The 16,750-nt window shown below is 65.3% G+C and carries 15 protein-coding genes; 11 read left to right on the forward strand and 4 right to left on the reverse strand.

All coding sequences use genetic code 11. The features are described 5' to 3' along the window. Positions 1-453: 453 nt before the first annotated feature. Positions 454-2,244: a peptide ABC transporter substrate-binding protein gene (locus AC1RR3_RS36505; RefSeq protein WP_492829824.1), complete on the reverse strand. Its 1,791-nt coding sequence runs from the start codon at positions 2,242-2,244 to the stop codon at positions 454-456. 262 nt (positions 2,245-2,506) lie between these two features. On the opposite strand from AC1RR3_RS36505, the gene AC1RR3_RS36510 reads away from it, so the two are divergent. After that, on the forward strand, positions 2,507-3,577 hold the full coding sequence (locus AC1RR3_RS36510; protein WP_492829826.1) for a HoxN/HupN/NixA family nickel/cobalt transporter: 1,071 nt from the start codon (positions 2,507-2,509) through the stop codon (positions 3,575-3,577). 35 nt (positions 3,578-3,612) lie between these two features. Here the strand turns inward: AC1RR3_RS36510 and AC1RR3_RS36515 are convergent, their stop codons facing one another. Next, entirely contained in the window at positions 3,613-4,500 is an 888-nt protein-coding gene (locus AC1RR3_RS36515) for a hypothetical protein (RefSeq protein WP_492829828.1), read from the reverse strand. A 167-nt stretch (positions 4,501-4,667) separates the two neighbouring features. On the opposite strand from AC1RR3_RS36515, the gene AC1RR3_RS36520 reads away from it, so the two are divergent. Further along, positions 4,668-5,855 (forward strand): CaiB/BaiF CoA transferase family protein, encoded by a 1,188-nt coding sequence (locus AC1RR3_RS36520; RefSeq protein ID WP_492829830.1) that lies wholly within the window; start codon positions 4,668-4,670, stop codon positions 5,853-5,855. 182 nt (positions 5,856-6,037) lie between these two features. Here the strand turns inward: AC1RR3_RS36520 and AC1RR3_RS36525 are convergent, their stop codons facing one another. Beyond that, positions 6,038-6,616 carry a TetR/AcrR family transcriptional regulator gene (locus tag AC1RR3_RS36525; RefSeq protein ID WP_492829832.1) on the reverse strand — a complete coding sequence of 193 codons (579 nt, stop codon included), beginning with the start codon at positions 6,614-6,616 and terminating at the stop codon, positions 6,038-6,040. A gap of 145 nt (positions 6,617-6,761) precedes the next feature. Between AC1RR3_RS36525 and AC1RR3_RS36530 the strand changes: the two genes are divergently transcribed. Beyond that, entirely contained in the window at positions 6,762-8,219 is a 1,458-nt protein-coding gene (locus AC1RR3_RS36530) for an MATE family efflux transporter (protein ID WP_492829834.1), read from the forward strand. 6 nt (positions 8,220-8,225) lie between these two features. Here AC1RR3_RS36530 and AC1RR3_RS36535 read toward each other — a convergent pair whose 3' ends face one another. Further along, positions 8,226-8,612, reverse strand: coding sequence for a hypothetical protein (locus AC1RR3_RS36535; RefSeq protein ID WP_492829836.1), 387 nt, complete (start codon positions 8,610-8,612; stop codon positions 8,226-8,228). A 249-nt stretch (positions 8,613-8,861) separates the two neighbouring features. Between AC1RR3_RS36535 and AC1RR3_RS36540 the strand changes: the two genes are divergently transcribed. The 8 genes from AC1RR3_RS36540 (at position 8,862) to AC1RR3_RS36575 (ending at position 16,749) form a co-directional block, all read left to right on the forward strand. Continuing rightward, positions 8,862-9,644, forward strand: a complete 783-nt coding sequence (locus tag AC1RR3_RS36540) for a MetQ/NlpA family ABC transporter substrate-binding protein (RefSeq protein ID WP_492829838.1) — start codon at positions 8,862-8,864, stop codon at positions 9,642-9,644. 137 nt (positions 9,645-9,781) lie between these two features. Beyond that, the gene (locus tag AC1RR3_RS36545; RefSeq protein ID WP_492829840.1) at positions 9,782-10,819 is read left to right on the forward strand and encodes a putative FMN-dependent luciferase-like monooxygenase; all 1,038 of its coding nucleotides are present in this window, start codon (positions 9,782-9,784) and stop codon (positions 10,817-10,819) included. A 33-nt stretch (positions 10,820-10,852) separates the two neighbouring features. Further along, the gene (locus AC1RR3_RS36550; protein WP_492830009.1) at positions 10,853-11,479 is read left to right on the forward strand and encodes a CMD domain protein; all 627 of its coding nucleotides are present in this window, start codon (positions 10,853-10,855) and stop codon (positions 11,477-11,479) included. 13 nt (positions 11,480-11,492) lie between these two features. Beyond that, positions 11,493-12,077 (forward strand): alkylhydroperoxidase domain protein, encoded by a 585-nt coding sequence (locus AC1RR3_RS36555; RefSeq protein ID WP_492829842.1) that lies wholly within the window; start codon positions 11,493-11,495, stop codon positions 12,075-12,077. Positions 12,078-12,133: 56 nt separating this feature from the next. Further along, a complete protein-coding gene (locus AC1RR3_RS36560) occupies positions 12,134-13,288 on the forward strand; it encodes an ABC transporter substrate-binding protein (protein WP_492829844.1) in 1,155 nt (384 codons plus the stop codon). A 61-nt stretch (positions 13,289-13,349) separates the two neighbouring features. After that, positions 13,350-15,173, forward strand: a complete 1,824-nt coding sequence (locus tag AC1RR3_RS36565) for an ABC transporter permease (protein ID WP_492829846.1) — start codon at positions 13,350-13,352, stop codon at positions 15,171-15,173. After that, the gene (locus tag AC1RR3_RS36570) at positions 15,173-16,018 is read left to right on the forward strand and encodes an ABC transporter ATP-binding protein (RefSeq protein ID WP_492829848.1); all 846 of its coding nucleotides are present in this window, start codon (positions 15,173-15,175) and stop codon (positions 16,016-16,018) included. Before AC1RR3_RS36565 ends, AC1RR3_RS36570 begins: the two co-directional genes overlap by 1 nt. Then, positions 16,015-16,749, forward strand: a complete 735-nt coding sequence (locus tag AC1RR3_RS36575; RefSeq protein WP_492829850.1) for an ABC transporter ATP-binding protein — start codon at positions 16,015-16,017, stop codon at positions 16,747-16,749. The genes AC1RR3_RS36570 and AC1RR3_RS36575 overlap by 4 nt, the downstream gene beginning before the upstream one ends. Position 16,750 lies beyond the last annotated feature (1 nt).

Raw genomic sequence — 16,750 nt, forward strand, 5'->3', positions numbered from 1 at the left:
GCGAGGTCAGCACCCGGCCTTCCCTGCGCCCTCTTGGACAAGAGGGTGGAGCGACCAGGCAAAGCTCGGGCGAATTGCGCCGCGAGGCTGCGAAGGCGTGTCTGCGGCTACACACTCGCTGTCATCGCCCGGCTTGTGCGCAATTGCGCACTGGGACGGGCGATCCAGTACTCCGAGACAGCTATGATTGAGCCGAGAAGCCGCAGCGTACTGGATTCCCCGCCTTCGCGGGGAATGACACTGGTGTTTGGAGAACGATCCTGTCGCCTCACATCCCGTCATTGCGAGCGCAGCGACTTGTCCGCCGAAGCCTTTGGCGAAGGCGGAAGCAATCCAGAATCCCTCCGCGGAAAGACTCTGGATTGCTGCGCTCGCAATGACGATGGGGAAGCAGTTGAGTCCGCAGGATAAGAGAGCGTGATGGGTTTCGCTTCGCTTGACCCATCCTGCGACCTACGAGCTCCGATACCAGCTCCCCAGATTCCACGTCGTGACGTCCCACCCCGAGATATCGGCCATGAGACTGTTGACGGAGCCGCCGACGATGTTGCGCGAGAGCAGCGGCACCAGCACGTTGGCTTCGCAGAAGGTCTCGTTGACCTTGATCAGCAGCGCGGCGCGCTTGACCGGATCGAGCTCGCTCTGCGCGGCCTTGTAGGCCTTGTCGGCCTCGGGATCGGACCAGCGCGAGACGTTGCGGCCCAGCCATTTGTTCTCCTTGGACGAAATCTCCCAGGAGACGCACTGGTTCAGGAAGCGCTCCGGATCGGGCTGCGGCTGCGTCGTGTTGTACATCTCCATGTCGGCATAGAGCTTGGAGTAGGTGTCGGGGTTGCCGACATCCGACGAGAAGAACACCGATGCGGTGACCGATTTGAGCTCGATGTCGATGCCGGCCTTCTGGCAGGCCTGCTTGATGATGGCCTGCGTCTTCTGGCGCGGGGCGTTGATCGAGGTCTGGAACACGTATTTGAGCTTCTTGCCGTCCTTCTCGCGAATGCCGTCAGCGCCCATCTTCCAGCCGGCCTCGTCGAGGATCTTGTTCGCCTTGTCGACGTTGAACTCGTATTTCAGTCTGGTCGACTTGAACTGGCTGGGCTGGTTGACGAAGCTCGCCGTTGCGACGGCGGCGCGACCGTAGATGAATTTCTGGATCGCCTCGCGGTCGACCAGCAGGTTGAACGCCCGGCGAACGGCCGGATCGGACAGCGTCGGGTGCTTTGTCTTGACACTCGATCGCTCGCCGTCGACCTCGCTCCAGGGGTCCGTGGTGTTGAGGACGATGAACTCGACGCCGCCGGAGAGCGTGAACTCCACCTTGCCCTTGCCGCTGGCCTCCATGCGCTTGAGGACCTCGTCCTCCACCAGCAGGTTCCAGGCATAGTCATATTCGCCGGTCTGCAGCACGGCGCGCGCGGCGGAGACCGCATCGCCGCCGCCCTTGACCTCGAGCGTGTCGAAATGCGGCTGGTTCTTGACGTGATAGTCGGGGTTGCGTTCGGCCAGGATCAAATCGCCCGGCTTGAACTCGACGAATTTATAGGGACCGGTGCCGACCGGCTTCAGATTGCCCGGCGCGTCGCGCGACTTTGCACCGGCATACTCGCCGAAATGATGTTTTGGCAGGATTTGGCCGACCGAGCCGACAAAGGGGTCGGCCCAGAACGGCGTCGGGGCCTTGAAGATCACCTTGACGGTGTGGTCGTCGATCTTCTCGACCTTGATGTTCTGGTAGGACCCCGTGGTGTAGGCGGCGGTCGCCAGATCCGCGGCGTAAGCCCACGTGAAAACGACATCGTCGGCGGTAAAGGGCTTGCCGTCATGCCACCGCACGCCCTGCTTCAGCTTCCAGATCACGCTGGTGCCGTCCGCCGAGAGGCCGCCATTCGCCTTGGTCGGAACCTCGGCGGCGAGGCAGGGGATCAGGTTGCCCTCCTTGTCCCAGCCGGCGAGCGGCTCGAAGAAGATGCGCGAGGCGACCTGGTCCTTGGTGCCGAGCGCGAAATGCGGATTGAGCAGGGTGGGGGCCTGCCAGATCAGGATTTTCAGCGGGCCGCCGCCGCCGGCCTTGGTCGGCTTGTAGGCAAGCGTGGCGTCCGCCATCGCCACGTCGTTCCAGAGCAGGATCTGGCTCGCGACGGGCGCCGCGATCCCGACCGCAGCCATTGTCCGGATGAACGAGCGCCGCGACAGCGTGCCCTGTTTCACTTCCGCGATTGCCTCGCGGATTTCGTTTTCGTTCATCGGATCAGCTCCACCTTCACAAAGAGACGTCGTCACCGGCATGCAAGTAACATGCACTCTAGCGCAGCACGTCGGGCCTCGTGGAGTCAAAGGGGGCGGGAAGCCCTGCGGCGAAATGGCGAGCCCGCGTATGTCAAACCGTGATCGCGGCCATCGTGTTGCTATGGCCAGGCTGCCTAACAGAGATGCGCGACTGCGGGCGGCGCGGCTCTTGCCCGTCAGTATGATGGATTGATATAAACCTCATACTCGGAGGGGTGGCGTGGTTCGGTCAGGTGGTGTTGCGAGGCAGGTGTTCGAGCCGGGCGTGCTGTTCGGCGGGCTGATCGCCGCCAACATCGCCGCGTGGGGCTTTGCCTTCGCGATGTTCGGCGACCGGCCCGCGGTGATGGCGACCGCGCTGCTCGCCTGGGTGTTCGGCCTGCGCCATGCCGTCGATGCCGACCATATCGCCGCGATCGATAACGTCGTGCGCAAGCTGATGCAGGCGGGCGATACGCCGCGAAGCGTCGGCCTCTATTTCGCGCTCGGTCACTCCACCGTCGTGCTGGCCGCGACCACGCTGCTCGCGCTCGGCGTCGTGAGCCTCGGCGGCGACAGCCTGCTGAAGGAGATCGGCTCCTTGATCGGCACCTCGGTGTCGGCGCTGTTCCTGCTGGCGATCGCCGCGATCAACCTCGCCATCTTCGTCGGTCTGTGGCGGATCCTGCGGCAGGTGCGCGAGCAAGGCATCCATGACGCTGCGCAGCTCGATGCGCTGCTCGCGAACCGCGGAGTCCTGGCGCGCTTGCTCAGCCCGATGTTCCGCCTCGTCACCAAACCCTGGCACATGTATCCGCTCGGGCTGCTGTTCGGGCTCGGCTTCGACACCGCGACCGAAATCGGCCTGCTCGGCATCTCCGCCACCGAAGCCACGCGCGGCGCCTCGCTTGCGCATGTGCTGGTGTTCCCGGCTCTGTTCGCCGCCGGCATGGCGCTGGTCGACACCGCCGATTCCGCGCTGATGGTGAGCGCCTATCGCTGGGCCTTCGTCGATCCCTATCGCAAGCTCTGGTACAACCTCACCATCACCGGCGCCTCCGTCGCGGTCGCGCTGTTCATCGGCGGCATCGAGGCGCTGGGGCTGATCGGCGACCGGCTCGGCCTGTCCGGCGGGTTGTGGTCGCTGGTCGAGGCCGTCAACGACTCGCTCGCCAATTTCGGCTTCGTCGTGATCGCGCTGTTCGCGCTCGCCTGGCTCGTCTCGATCGTGGTCTATCGCCGCATGTCCGCCGGCGACCGGCGGCGCGCGCCGGATGTGCTTGGAAGCGTCGATGCGACCGAGGTAGTCTAGACGCACGCGGCTTCGCTCGCCGATTTTGCCGCTGCCTATCCGTCGTACTGGTCCGGCCCCATCGCCCATGACGTCTGATCGTGGCCGAACGCGTAATTGCGGTTGGTGACCACGGGATTGCGATTGACCATTGGCCGCATGAACATCGGGTGGGTCGCGCTGCGCACCTCGTGCTCGACCTTGAACAGCTTCCTGCCGCTGTCGAGATCGACGATGTCGCAGAACCGGTATTGATATTGATTGTCCTCGCGCGAGATCAGGTCGCGTGCGAGCAGCTTGCGGTAAGGGCTGGAGAAATCGGTGATGTACATCTGGACATGATGCCCGTCATAGTCGCCCAGCGGCCGATCGGTCTCGCGGAACAGCAGATGCTGGTCGCGGCCGGTCCTCACTGCCGCAACCGCGCCGTCGCTAGTCCGCAGAGCCGCGGGCATGCCCATGATGTCAGGGTAGAAGGCGGCAATCGCCGGCGCCGTTCCCATGGGCACGTCGAATTCGACATAGGGAATGCCGAGCGCGATGCGCCCGAAGCGCGATGCGTCCGGTTCATGGACGCGCATGCGGTTGCCCCACGGACAGGTCGCTTCGACATGGTCGTTGTGCTCGGCGAAGGTGAATGCCGTGCCTTCGAGCTTCCTGGCGACCGACGCCAGCCGCGCCAGCAGGGCCTCGCGGCCCTCGATGACGAGGCCGGTATGGCCACGCAGCACCTGAGGCCTGCCGCTCGGCAGATGAAACTGGCTCCGCCCGGCATTGATCCACATGTTGGTGTCGGACACCATCAGATAGGGATCGCGGGTGAGCCCAAGTCCCGTGACGTAGAATAAGGTCGCCAAACGCTGATCCGGCACCTGGATGTTGACGTGCTCGAGATGGATGGCGTTGCCGAGATCTTCTGCGGATCGATCGAATTGTTGCGGCATGGATGTACGCTTCTCGCTGGAGGACGGACGGGCCATACTAGAGCAGAATGTCCGCCAGCCGAAACTGTTGACCGATCACATCTTGAGGGCGGGGCACGATGCCGTTGCCACCTTGCCGTGGTAGTCAGTCCCTGTAACCTGGACGAAAGATATAAGGAAAGGGATCGATGGGGGGAGTTCTGGAAGGCGTGCGCGTCCTGGATTTCGGGCGCTATATCGCAGGTCCCTATTGCGCGACCTTGCTGGCCGAATTCGGCGCCGAGGTCATCCGCGTGGAAAAGCGCGACGGCAGCGAGGACCGCTTCGTGGCGCCGGTCGGCGAGGGCGGTGAAGGCGCGCTGTTCCTTCAGGTCAACCGCAACAAGAAGTGCATCACGCTCGACCCGATGAAGCCGGAAGGGCAGGAGGTGATGCGGCGCCTGATCGCGACCGCGGACGTGGTCGTTGCCAATCTGCCGCCGCAGACCTTGCGCGCGATGAAGCTCGATTACGAGCAGCTGAAGGCGATCAAGCCCGACATCATCCTGACGACGGCCACCGCGTTCGGCGGGCCGGGGCCCTGGTCGGACCGCGTCGGCTTCGACGGCGTCGGCCAGGTCATGTCGGGCTCGGTCTACATGACCGGCGCCGGCGATCCGCCTTACCGGGCCGCAGTGAACTGGGTCGATTTCGGAACCGCGCTGCACTGCGCCTTCGGCACGCTCGCCGCGCTGATGGAGCGCGGCAAATCCGGGCGTGGGCAGATCGTCGAGGGCGCGTTGCTGGCGACCGCGCTGTCCTTCACCAATGCCACGCTGATCGAGCAGGCCGTCATCAACGTCAATCGCGTGCCGACCGGAAATCTCGGCCAGACAGCAGCGCCCGCCGATATCTACCGTACCAAGGACGGCTGGGTGCTGTGCCAGGTCACGGGTCATCCGCTGTTCAAGCGTTGGGCCAGGCTGATGGGTGAGGAGGAGCAGTGGCTGAACGATCCGCGCTTTGCCGACGATATCAGCCGCGGCAACAACGGCCCCGTCATCAGCGAGCGGATGGCGCGCTGGTGCGCCGAGCGCACCACGCAGGAGGCCGTCGACACGTTGGGCAAAGCGATGATCCCGACCGGACCCGTGCTGAGCCCGCAACAGGCACTGGATCATCCGCACATTCGCGCTGCCGGTTTCATGCAGGACGTCGATTATCCCGGCTTGCCGAAACCCGCGCCGGTGGTGCGGGCTGCTGTGCGGCTGTCGGAAACGCCGGGTGAGATCGCAAGCCGCCCGCCGACGCTTGGCGAGCATACCGATCGTGTTTTGATGGAACTCGGTTACGACGCGTCTGCGATCGAGGCGCTTCGGCAAGGCGGCATCGTCTAGCGAAGGCAGTACCGGATCGCCGCCTGAAACATTCAAGCGGCGATCCGGCGCGAGCTAAACGAACTTGGGGAAGTTGTAAGGCCGCGAGCCACGCTAACCCGGCCGGCGCAAATCCATCAAGTTTCGCTGTGTTGCTCCGGCAAAAGATTCATTGCCGCGGCCGGGAAATGGCCACACTTGCATCACGGTCCATTCGCGAGTGTGAGCGCGGCCTCGATTGCTTTCTCCAAGATCTCCTCAGACAATTGCTTGTCGCTGACCGCGCGCGACAATTGCAACGCGCCGACCATGGTCGCATAGACCGAAATCGCACGCCGCCGCCGCGCGGCGGCCGAACCATCCGGCATCTGCGCCGCCATCAGCGCGAGGATGTCGGACATCTTTCCGGTGAAGGCATCGCGCGTCGCCTTCGGATGCCGCGCGATCTCTGACACCAGCGCCGCTGTCGGGCAGCCGGTTGCCGCACGGTCGCGATGCCTAGGGGAGAGGTAGTCGCGGATCGTGGTCTCCAGCGCGACGCCGTTTTCGAGATTGTCCTTGTGCCGTTGCTCGCGCCGCTCCAGCGCGTCGAGCAGCACCGCGCGCACCAGATCCTCCTTGGAGTCGAAATGCGTGTAGAAGGCGCCGTTGGTCAGGCCTGCCTCCGCCATGATGCCGGCGAGCCCGACCGCGGCGATGCCGCTCTCGCGGAACTGCGCGGAGGCAACATCGAGGATGTGCTGGCGAGTCGTGTCCCGGTGTCCCTTGTCGTAACGCGCCAATCCCGCCTCCTGCGACCTCGGCCTTTCCCGGCCACAAAATCGTGAGGCCGGGTCTATTGCATTACGATCATAATAATACATTATGACCATAATGCAAATGGGCGGTCGATGGGCCGTGCCTTCAGGGAACCAGAGGACCGAACCCATGTCAGTCGAGGATGCCGCCGCGCCGGCCCTGTCCGCCACGCCAATCGTGGCACGCACTGCGGCGCCGCTGCGTCAGGCAGCTACCCCGAACGTCGCGGTGACCCCAAACGCGGCCGAGCAGAAGCGGGTTGCGCTGCTGACCGCGCCGATCCTCCCGACGCTGCTCCGCCTCGCGGCACCGACCGTGACCGTGCTGGTGGCGCAAACCGCGGTGAACATTGCGGAGGCCTATTATGTTGGTTTTCTCGGCACCGATGCGCTGGCGGGCGCCGCGCTGGTGTTCCCGATCTTCATGCTAATGACGATGATGTCGAATGGCGGGTTCGGCTCCGGCGTTGCATCCTCGGTGGCGCGTGCGGTCGGGGCGGGCCGCCGCGATGACGCCGAGGCGGCGCTGCTTCATGCCGTCGTGCTCGCGATCATTGCCGGCGGCGTGTTCACGCTGGGCGTCACCGTCGGCGGCCCGCATCTGTATCGCGCCCTCGGTGGCACCGACGGTGCCCTCGATGCCGCCACCACCTATTCCAACTACCTCTTCGCCGGCGCCATTCCGGTCTGGATCGTCAATCTCCAGGCGGCGGCGCTGCGCGGCTCCGGCAATGTCAGGGTGCCGGCGCTGGTGACGCTGGTCGGTGCGATCGTGACCATTCCGGTCTCGCCGGCCCTGATCTTCGGCTTCGGGCCGATCCCGCGGCTCGGCATCGGCGGCGCCGGTGTTGCCTTCGGGCTTTATTACGGCGCGGCGATGCTGTTCCTGCTGCGCTACATGGCTTCGGGCGCGACCGGCCTGAAGCTGCACATCGTGCCGCTTCGCGCGAAGATTTTTGGTGACATGCTGAAGGTCGGCATCCCCACCGCGTTCAACGCTGTGCTGACCAATCTCACCGTCATCCTCGTCACCGGCGCGGTCGGCCTGTTCGGCACCTCCGCGCTCGCCGGCTACGGCATCGCCTCCCGGCTCGACTACATCATGATCCCGCTGCTGTTCGGCATCAGCACCGCGACGCTGACGATGGTCGGCGTCAACATGGGTGCGGGCCAAACGGCGCGGGCGCGGAAAATCGGCTGGGTCAGTGGCGTGGTCGGCATGATCATGACCGGCGCGATCGGCTTGCTCGTTGCGATCTTCCCGACCGCCTGGCTCAATCTCTTCAGCCACGATGCCGAGGTGGTGAGCGAAGGCATGACCTATTTGCGCATCGTCGCGCCGGCCTATGCCGCGCTGGGCTTCGGCTTCGTGACGTCCTTCGCGGCCCAAGGTACCGGCCGCGCCATGGGCCCGCTCGCATCGTCGGTCGCGCGCATCCTGATCGCGGCCGGCGGCGGCTGGATCGCGGTGGCGAGCTTTGGCGCGGGCATGGCGGGCCTGGCCACCATGGTCACGGTGTCGCTGGCTGCCTATGCCGCGATCTGTGTCCTGATCATGCTGTCGCCATCGACCTGGCGAACCGAGTGAACCGGCTCACTGGATGCCGGCGACGCCGACGGCCAGCGCCGACAGCAGCAGCAGATTGCTCAGCAACTTGAGCGGCGTGTTCGGATGCGCCAGCCAGCGCGTGACCTTTTCGGAGAAGGACAGCGCCGGATCGGTGAACAGCGGCTCGAAGCTGTGTCTGAAGAAATACGGAAACTTCGGCCCGAGCCACAGATTCACCAGCGCATGCAGGGTTGACGCCATCGCAACGAACATGGCCGCGCCACAGGGCTCGCCGACGAATTCGGACGTGTTGATCAGCTTCATCGTTAGCGCCAAGCCGGAATAGAACGGCACGCCCTGGAGCAGGGCATAAAGCGCAAAACATTCGAGCCGGTTCCGGCTAGTGAACTTCAGGGCGGCGAGGGCGGTCATGGCTGCTCTCCTGGCTGGTCTTTATTGCAGAGCCTGCCGCCAATCTCGCTCTCCGCGCGCTGCCTTGCCGTGACAGGCGTCACGCTTGCAGAAGGTGCCGCCGTCGCCGATAATTCGTTTCCCGTTTCGCGCCGAATGGAGAAAGGCTCGCCCGCCCAGGCAGCCAATATGGATTTCCATTTCATTGATTTCGCCCGGCGGAGAAGCGAATACGGTTCCAATCATTGCCGCAGAGTTTTGGAGACCAAGATGTCGTTTCGCCTTCCCCTGATCCTCTCGACCCTGCTCGTCGCCTGGTCGGCCGCAGCTCACGCCGAGACCATCAAGATCGGCGTGACGCCGGGGCCGCATGCGCAGATCCTCGAGGCGGTGAAGCCGATCGCTGCCAAGCAGGGCCTCGATATCCAGCTCCTCGAGTTCTCCGACTACGTCGTACCGAACGCCGCGCTCGATGCCGGCGAGATCCAGGCCAATTCGTTCCAGAACCAGCCTTACCTCGACAACCAGAAGGCCGACCGTGGCTACAAGATCGAGGCTGTCGGCCTGACCGTGAACTTCCCGATCGGCGTCTATTCGAAGAAGCACAAGGCCTTCGCCGACATCCCCGAGGGCGGCAAGGTCTCGATCCCGAACGATCCGACCAATGGCGGGCGCGTGCTGCTGCTGCTGCGCGACAAGGGCGTGATCAAGCTGAAGGACGGCACGGGTTTCAAGCCGACGGTGCTCGACATCACCGAGAATCCCAAGAAGCTGAAATTCATCGAGGTCGATGCGGCGCAGGCGCCGCGCGCGCTCGACGACGTCGATGCAGCCGCGATCAACACCAATTATGCAACCCAGGCGGGCCTCGATCCGGTCAAGGATCCGATCCTGCGCGAAGACCCGAAGGGGCCCTATGTCAACCTGATCGCCGTGCGCATCGCCGACAAGGACAAGCCCTGGGTCAAGGTGTTGGTGGACAGCTATCACACGCCTGAGGTGAAGGAGTTCATCCTGACCAAGTTCAAGGGCGCGGTGCTGCCGAGCTGGTAGGCAGTCTGCCCAGCCAGAGTCCAGCGTAAGGGGCGATCCGGCGGGCGGCGTTGCGTATGAGCCTTGCGCAATGCCCGCTTGTGTGGAGCTGCGGCAACCGACATCATCGGGGCCCATCCTCGCCCGACAGGGATCGTATGAAACGCTTTGCAAACCTGAAACGCCTGGGCTTCTTCACGCGGCTTCTCGACGAGGCGCCGCCCGCCGAGCGATATCGCTTCGCGGCCGAGCAGATCGTGCGTGCCGAGAAGGCCGGGCTCGACTCCGCGTGGATAGCGCAGCATCATTTCCATGAGCGTGAGGGCGGCCTGCCGTCGCCCTTCACCTTCCTCGGTTACGTCGCGGCCCAGACCTCGCGCATCCGCCTCGGCACCGGCATCGTCACCCTGCCGCTGGAGAGTGCCGTGCGGGTCGCGGAGGATGCCGCGGTGCTCGACCTCCTCTGCGATGGCCGTTTCGAGCTCGGCGTCGGCACCGGCGGCAATCCGTCGGCCTTTGCCGCCTTCGGCCTCGACGGCACCCAGCGCAACGAGATCTTTGCCCGCAACCTGGAGATCGTGCGCACCGCGCTGGTCGGCAAGCCGCTCGATGGCGGCGACACGCTCTATCCGCAGCGGCCGCAACTGGACAAGCGCATCTGGCAGGCGACATTCTCGGTCGCGGGCGGCGCCCGCGCCGGCAAGGCCGGCGATGGCCTGTTGCTCTCGCGCACCCAGCCGCGGGCCAAGGACGCGCCGAAAGCCACGCTCGCCGAGATCCAGAATCCGATCATCGACGCTTATCTCGCTGCGCTGCCGCCGGGCTGCGAGCCGCGCATCATGGCCTCGCGCAGCGTCTTCGTTGCGGACGATCATCGCGAGGCGATGCGCCTCGCGGACATCGGCTTGCGGCGCGCGCTGCCGCAATTCATGAAGGGCGGTCACCTTCCTCCGGGCGAGACGCTGGAGGAGATGATTAGGGCATTCGACACCCATGTTGGCGCGGCCGATGAGGTCATCGCGTCGCTTCGCACCGATGCGACGCTGGAGCGGGTGACTGATCTGGTCTTCCAGGTCCATTCGGTCGATGCGCCGCATCCCTATGTCCTGCGCTCGATCGAGCTGGTCGCGGAGAAGGTCGCGCCGGCGCTGGGCTGGACCCGGACGGTGCCGGCAGACGTCGCGTTGGCGGGCTAGCTGCGGCTCCAAGGAATTATACGAGGCTGAATGATGAGTACGAAGGATATCATCGACACGCTCGCCGGGATCGAGCCGGGATCGGCTCTGGACGGCATCCGCGCGAAGCGCGTGCAGGCGCGTGACAATGCGCAGAAGAGCTATCTCTCTCTGTTCGAGCCGATCGATGCCGGCGACTTTTCGCTGGTCGAGCGCGCGGCAGTCGCGTTCTTCGTGATCGGCCTTCACCGCAGCCCCGACGTGGCCGCCTTCTACCGGGCGAAGTTAGCTGTGACCGCCGATGGCGCGCGCCTGATTGAGGCGATCGAGGTCGAGATCGCGCGGGGCGAGACCTCAGGTCCCTACGGCGCCTTTCCGGCCGGACCGTTGTCGGTCGAGAACAAGGCCGGTCTGATCTATCGCGTCAGCGCGGAGCGCAAGTCCGAGCTTGGCGCCCGGCTCGCTGCCGCGTTCGAGCATGCGCATCTGCTGGTGTTCCGTCCCCGCGACGCCGCCTCCTCCGATATGAAGGCGCTGCTCGCGGCCGGCTGGTCGGACACCGGCATCGTCACCTTCTCTCAGCTCGTTGCGTTCCTGTCGTTCCAGGTGCGCGTCGTCACTGGCCTGCGCGTGCTCGGCGCCTCGCTCGGACGCACTGCGACCGCCGCGGCCGGCGCATAAGGAGACAGCAATCATGAGCGCTGCAAACACCGTCAATCCGCCCGTCGTATTCACGCAGGACGAGCTCGGCTGGGTGTCGTGGATCGATCCGCTGCCCGAGGCCGAATTGACCGAGCGGCATTTTGCCGGCCTGGTCGATCGCGCCCGCGCCAAGTCGGAATATTTCCGCCTTCTCGTGCGCGATCCCGAGGTGCTGGAAGCCCGCACCAAGACCGACAAGGACATCTTCTACAACGTTGCCGACGGCTTGCCGCGCGCCGAGCGTGAGCTCGCGGCCGCCGCGACCTCGCGCTACAACGGCTGCATCTATTGCGCCTCCGTGCATGCGCGGTTTGCCAGCACCTATTCCAAGCGCCGCGACGACGTGCAGCGTCTGCTCGACGAGGGCGTCGGGGCTGATCTCGGTGAGCGCTGGAATGCGGTGGTCAAGGCCTCGGTGGCGCTGGCTGCGACGCCGATCGCGTTCGGGCCTGACAATATCGCGGAGCTGCGCCGCGCCGGGCTCGACGATGCCGAGATCGTCGATGTCATCAACGGCACCTCGTTCTTCAACTGGGCGAACCGGTTGATGCTGTCGCTCGGCGAGCCCTCGAAATAGGCAATCTCACCGGCACAAAAATTGCTGGTTTGTTTCAACACTGGATGGAGCCGTACATGAGCAACATCGATCGTCGTACCCTGGTCAAGGGCTCGCTCGCCGCCATGATGGCGGGAGCGGCCGTCTCGCGCAGCGCCTTTGCGGATGCAGAGCCGATCCTGCTCGGCGTCAGCGGCCCCCTGACCGGGCCGAACGCGCAATATGGCACGCAATGGAAGCAGGGTTTTGATCTCGCGCTCGACGAGATCCAGGCGGCCGGCGGCATCAACGGCCGCAAGCTCGCCTATCAATTCGAGGACAGCCAGAGCGACCCGCGGCAGTCTGTCGCGATCGCCCAGAAGTTCGTTTCCAATCCCGCCATCGTGCTGGAGCTCGGTGACTTCTCGAGTCCCGCCTCGATGGCGGCCTCGCCGATCTATCAGCGCGCCGGCCTCGTGCAGTTCGGCTTCACCAACTCGCACCCTGATTTCACCAAGGGCGGCGACTTCATGTGGAGCACCTCGGTCAGCCAGGCCGACGAGCAGCCGCTGCTGGCGTCATACGCGGTGAGGCGTCTCGGCCTGAAGAAGCTCGCGGTGCTGCACCTCAACACCGATTGGGGCCGCACCAGCCGCGACTATTTCGTCAACGCCGCCAAGGAATATGGCGCGGAGATCGCGGTCACCGAGGGCTATATCGCGGAGGAGCGCGACTTCCGCTCCACGCTGGTGCGTGTGCGCGACGCCAACCCGGACGGGCTGGTCCTGATCTCCTACTACTCTGACGGCGCCTTGATCGCGCGTCAGGCCCGACAGGTCGGGCTGAAGCAGGTCATCTGTGCCGCGAGCTCGGTCTACTCGCCGAAATTCCTCGAGCTTGGCGGCGAGGCGGTCGAGGACGTCCATGTCGGCACGCGCTACTTCCCGGAAGACCCGCGGCCCGAGGTGCAGAAATTCATCGTGGGCTTCAAGAAGAAGTACAACGGGCTCGAGCCCGATGCCTTCAACGCCTATGCCTACGATGCGATGAACATGGCCGCCGCCGTGGTGAAGATCGGCGGCACCGACCGCAAGGCGATCCGCGACGCCTTCACCAAGGTCAAGGACGTGCCGAGCGTGATCTTCGGGCAGGCGACGTTCGACGTCGCGACCCGCCGCGTCAAGGGCGCCATGAACGCCGAGCTGGTCGTGCGCAAGGGCCAGTTCGCGCTCTGGGACGGCAAGCCGACCTGACATGACCTGACGGCCGGGGCGGGGGTCCCGGCCGCTTTCCTCTCTACGCGGTGATATCAGCGTGTCTTCCTGGCTCGACTACACGATCAACGGGCTGATCGTCGGCAATGTCTACGCCCTCGTTGCGGTCGGGCTCGCGCTGATCTTCGGCGTCAGCCGGCTGATCAACTTCGCGCAAGGCTCGATCTACCTTGTCGGCGCCTATATCGGCTGGGTCGCGGTGGTGCAGTTGCATACGCCGCTTCCCCTGACGATCATCATCGTTGCGGTCGCCGCCGCGATCGTCGGGTTGATCATCGAGCGGTTCGGCCTGCGTCCGCTCCAGAATTCGGTGCGCATCGCGCCGCTGCTCGCCACCATCGGCATCAGCTTCGTGCTCGATCAGCTGGTGATGCTGACCTTCTCGCCCAATCCGCGCGCGCTGCCGAGCCAGCTGCCGGATGTCCGCTTCCAGGTCGGTGGCGGCACCATCGGCCCGCTCGATCTGCTGATCGCCGGCGTCGGCCTCACCAGCGCGCTCCTGCTGTTCGTGTTCCTGCGCTACAGCAAGCTCGGCTGGGCGGTGCGCGCCACCGCGCAGGACCGCGACGCCGCGATGCAGATGGGCGTCGACGTCAACCGCGTCAATCAGGCCGTGTTCGGCATTGCTGCCGCGCTCGGCGGCGTCTCCGGCATGCTGGTCGGCATGTACTACAACCAGATCGACACCGCGATGAGCCTGCAGGCGACGCTGAAGGGCGTCGTTGCCGAAGTGGTCGGCGGTGCCGGCAATGTGCCGGGCGCGGTGATCGGTAGTCTCTTGCTGGGACTGGTCGAGAGCTACGGCGTCGCCGTGTTCGGCACCAGCTACCGCAATCTGTTCGCCTTCCTGCTCCTCGTCGTCGTTCTCGTGCTGCGGCCGAACGGCTTGTTCGCGAGCGCCCGGCAGGCGCCGCCCGAGCCGCTGACCGGCACGTTCATCGCGCCAAGCCGCCCCGTGCGCATTCCGCGCTGGGCCCTGCTGGTCGCGGCCGCTGCGTTTGCGGTCCTGCCGCTGTTTCCGGTGTCCTTCTACGTGCTCCAGACCCTGATCAACGCCTGGCTGCTCGGCATGCTCGCGCTCAGCCTGACGCTGGTCGCGGGCACGATCGGCCAGGTCTCGCTCGGACATGCCGCGCTGCTCGCGATCGGCGCCTATACCTCCGCGCTGCTGTCGCTGACCTTTTCCGTTCCGGTCGGCCTTGCCATCATCGGCGGCGGCCTGATGAGCGCCGCGCTTGGCACCGCGCTGATCTCGCCGTCGTTCCGCCTGCGCGGCCATTACGTGTCGATCGCGACGCTCGCGATCGGAGAGATCGTGTCGCTGGTGATCCTGAACTGGGAGAGCGTCACGCGTGGCCCGATCGGCATCTCCGGAATCCCGCCGTTGTCGCTGTTCGGCTATGAGCTGATCAGCCCGAACTCGATCTACTGGTTCAGCTTTGTCGTGATGGTCGTGCTGGCGCTGCTCCAGGGGCGGCTGCTTGGCTCGCATCTCGGCCGCAGCTTCCGCGCCATCCGCGATGACGACATCGCCGCGCGCGCGTATGGCCTCAGCCTGAACAGGTACAAGTCACTGGCCTTCATCTTCGGCGGCTTCGCCGCCGGCGTCAGCGGCGGCATCGCCGCGCATCTCTATTCCTACATCAACCACGAGACCTTCAACACGCAGCAATCGATCCTGGCATTGACCGTCGTGATCCTCGGCGGCCTCGGCAATGTCGTCGGCGCCATCGTCGGAGCGGTCGCGCTGGTCGGCCTGCCGGAAGTGTTCCGGATCGCGGCGGAGTACCGCATCCTGATCTACGGCATCGTGCTGCTGCTGCTGGTGCGGTTCAGGCCGCAGGGCCTGCTGGGGACGATGTGATGGCAGAGCACGCGCCCATGCTGTCCCTGCGCGGACTGACGCGCCGTTTCGGCGGTCTCACCGCCGTCGACGCCATCGATCTCGATCTCGCCAAGGGCGAGCTCGTCAGCATCATCGGCCCGAACGGCGCCGGCAAGACCACGCTGTTCAATCTCGTGACCGGGCTCGACCGGCCTGACGCCGGCAATGTCAGCTTCGAAGGGCAGGACATCACCGGTCTCTCGCCGGAACGGCTCGCGGCCGGGGGCATCGCGCGCACGTTCCAGCTCGGTCGCGTCTTCGGCAATCTCAGCGTGATGGATAACGTCCTGATCGGTGCGCACACGCGGCTGCGCGCGGTGAAGCCGGCGGTGCCGGTGATCGGCCCGCTGCTGGAATTGGGATTGGCGCTGCTGCGCCCCGCCAGCGTTAGGGACGAAGAAGAGCGGCTGCGCGAGGAGGTGAAGACGATCCTTGCCCGCTTCGGCGAACGGCTGCTGCCGCGCATCGACCAGCCCGCTTACAGTCTCTCCTACGCCAACCGCCGCCGCGTCGAGATCGCCCGTGCGCTGGCGCTGAAGCCGCGCCTGTTGCTGCTGGACGAGCCGACCGCCGGCATGAACCCGACCGAAACGACCGAGATGCAGGGCCTTGTCGCCGAGCTGAAGGCGGAAGGGCTGACCATTCTCCTGATCGAGCACAAGCTGGAGATGGTGATGCGCCTCTCCGACCGCGTTATCGTCATGGACGAGGGCAAGAAGATCGCGGAAGGCCCGGGCGAACAGGTGCGTGGCGATCCGAAGGTCGTCGAAGCGTATCTCGGCCACGGCCTGTCGGGGACGGCGGAGCAGGAGAGCGCGGCATGACGAGTCCCGACGCTCTTCTCGCATTGACGAACGTCAATACGTTCTACGGCCAGGCCCAGGTCCATTTCGACCTGTCGATCACGGTTGCGCGCGGCCACATCGTCTGCCTGCTCGGCGGCAATGCCAGCGGCAAGTCGACGACGATGAAGATCATCCTCGGTCTGGTCAAACCGCGCGCGGGCGAGGTGACGTTCGACGGCGCCTCGCTGATTGGCCTCTCCACGCCGCAGATCGTCCGCCGCGGCATCGCCTCGGTGCCGGAGGCGCGGCGGCTGTTCGCGGACATGAGCGTCCGCGAGAACATTTTGATGGGCGCCTTCGTGCGCAACGACCGCGAGGCGATCGCGCAGGATCTCGACAAGATGCTGACGCTGTTCCCGAAGCTCGGCCAGCGGCTGTCGCAGCGCGCAGGCTCCTTGTCCGGCGGCGAGCAGCAGATGGTGGCGATGGCGCGCGCGCTGATGAGCCGTCCCAGGATGATCGTGATGGACGAGCCGACCATGGGCCTGTCACCGCTCTATGTCGATCGCGTGCTGGAGCTGATCCGCACCATCAACCAGGAGGGCGTCTCGGTCTTCATGGTCGAGCAGAACGCCAGCCTCGCGCTCGAGATCGCGCACGAGGCCTATGTGCTCCAGACCGGCAAGATCGTGCTCTCCGGCTCCGCGCGCGTGCTGAAGGACGATCCCCGCATCCGCGACGCCTATCTCGGCGGCGCCGAGGCCGCGTAGC

The organism is Bradyrhizobium sp. GW821-FHT13H05, assembly GCF_058804065.1.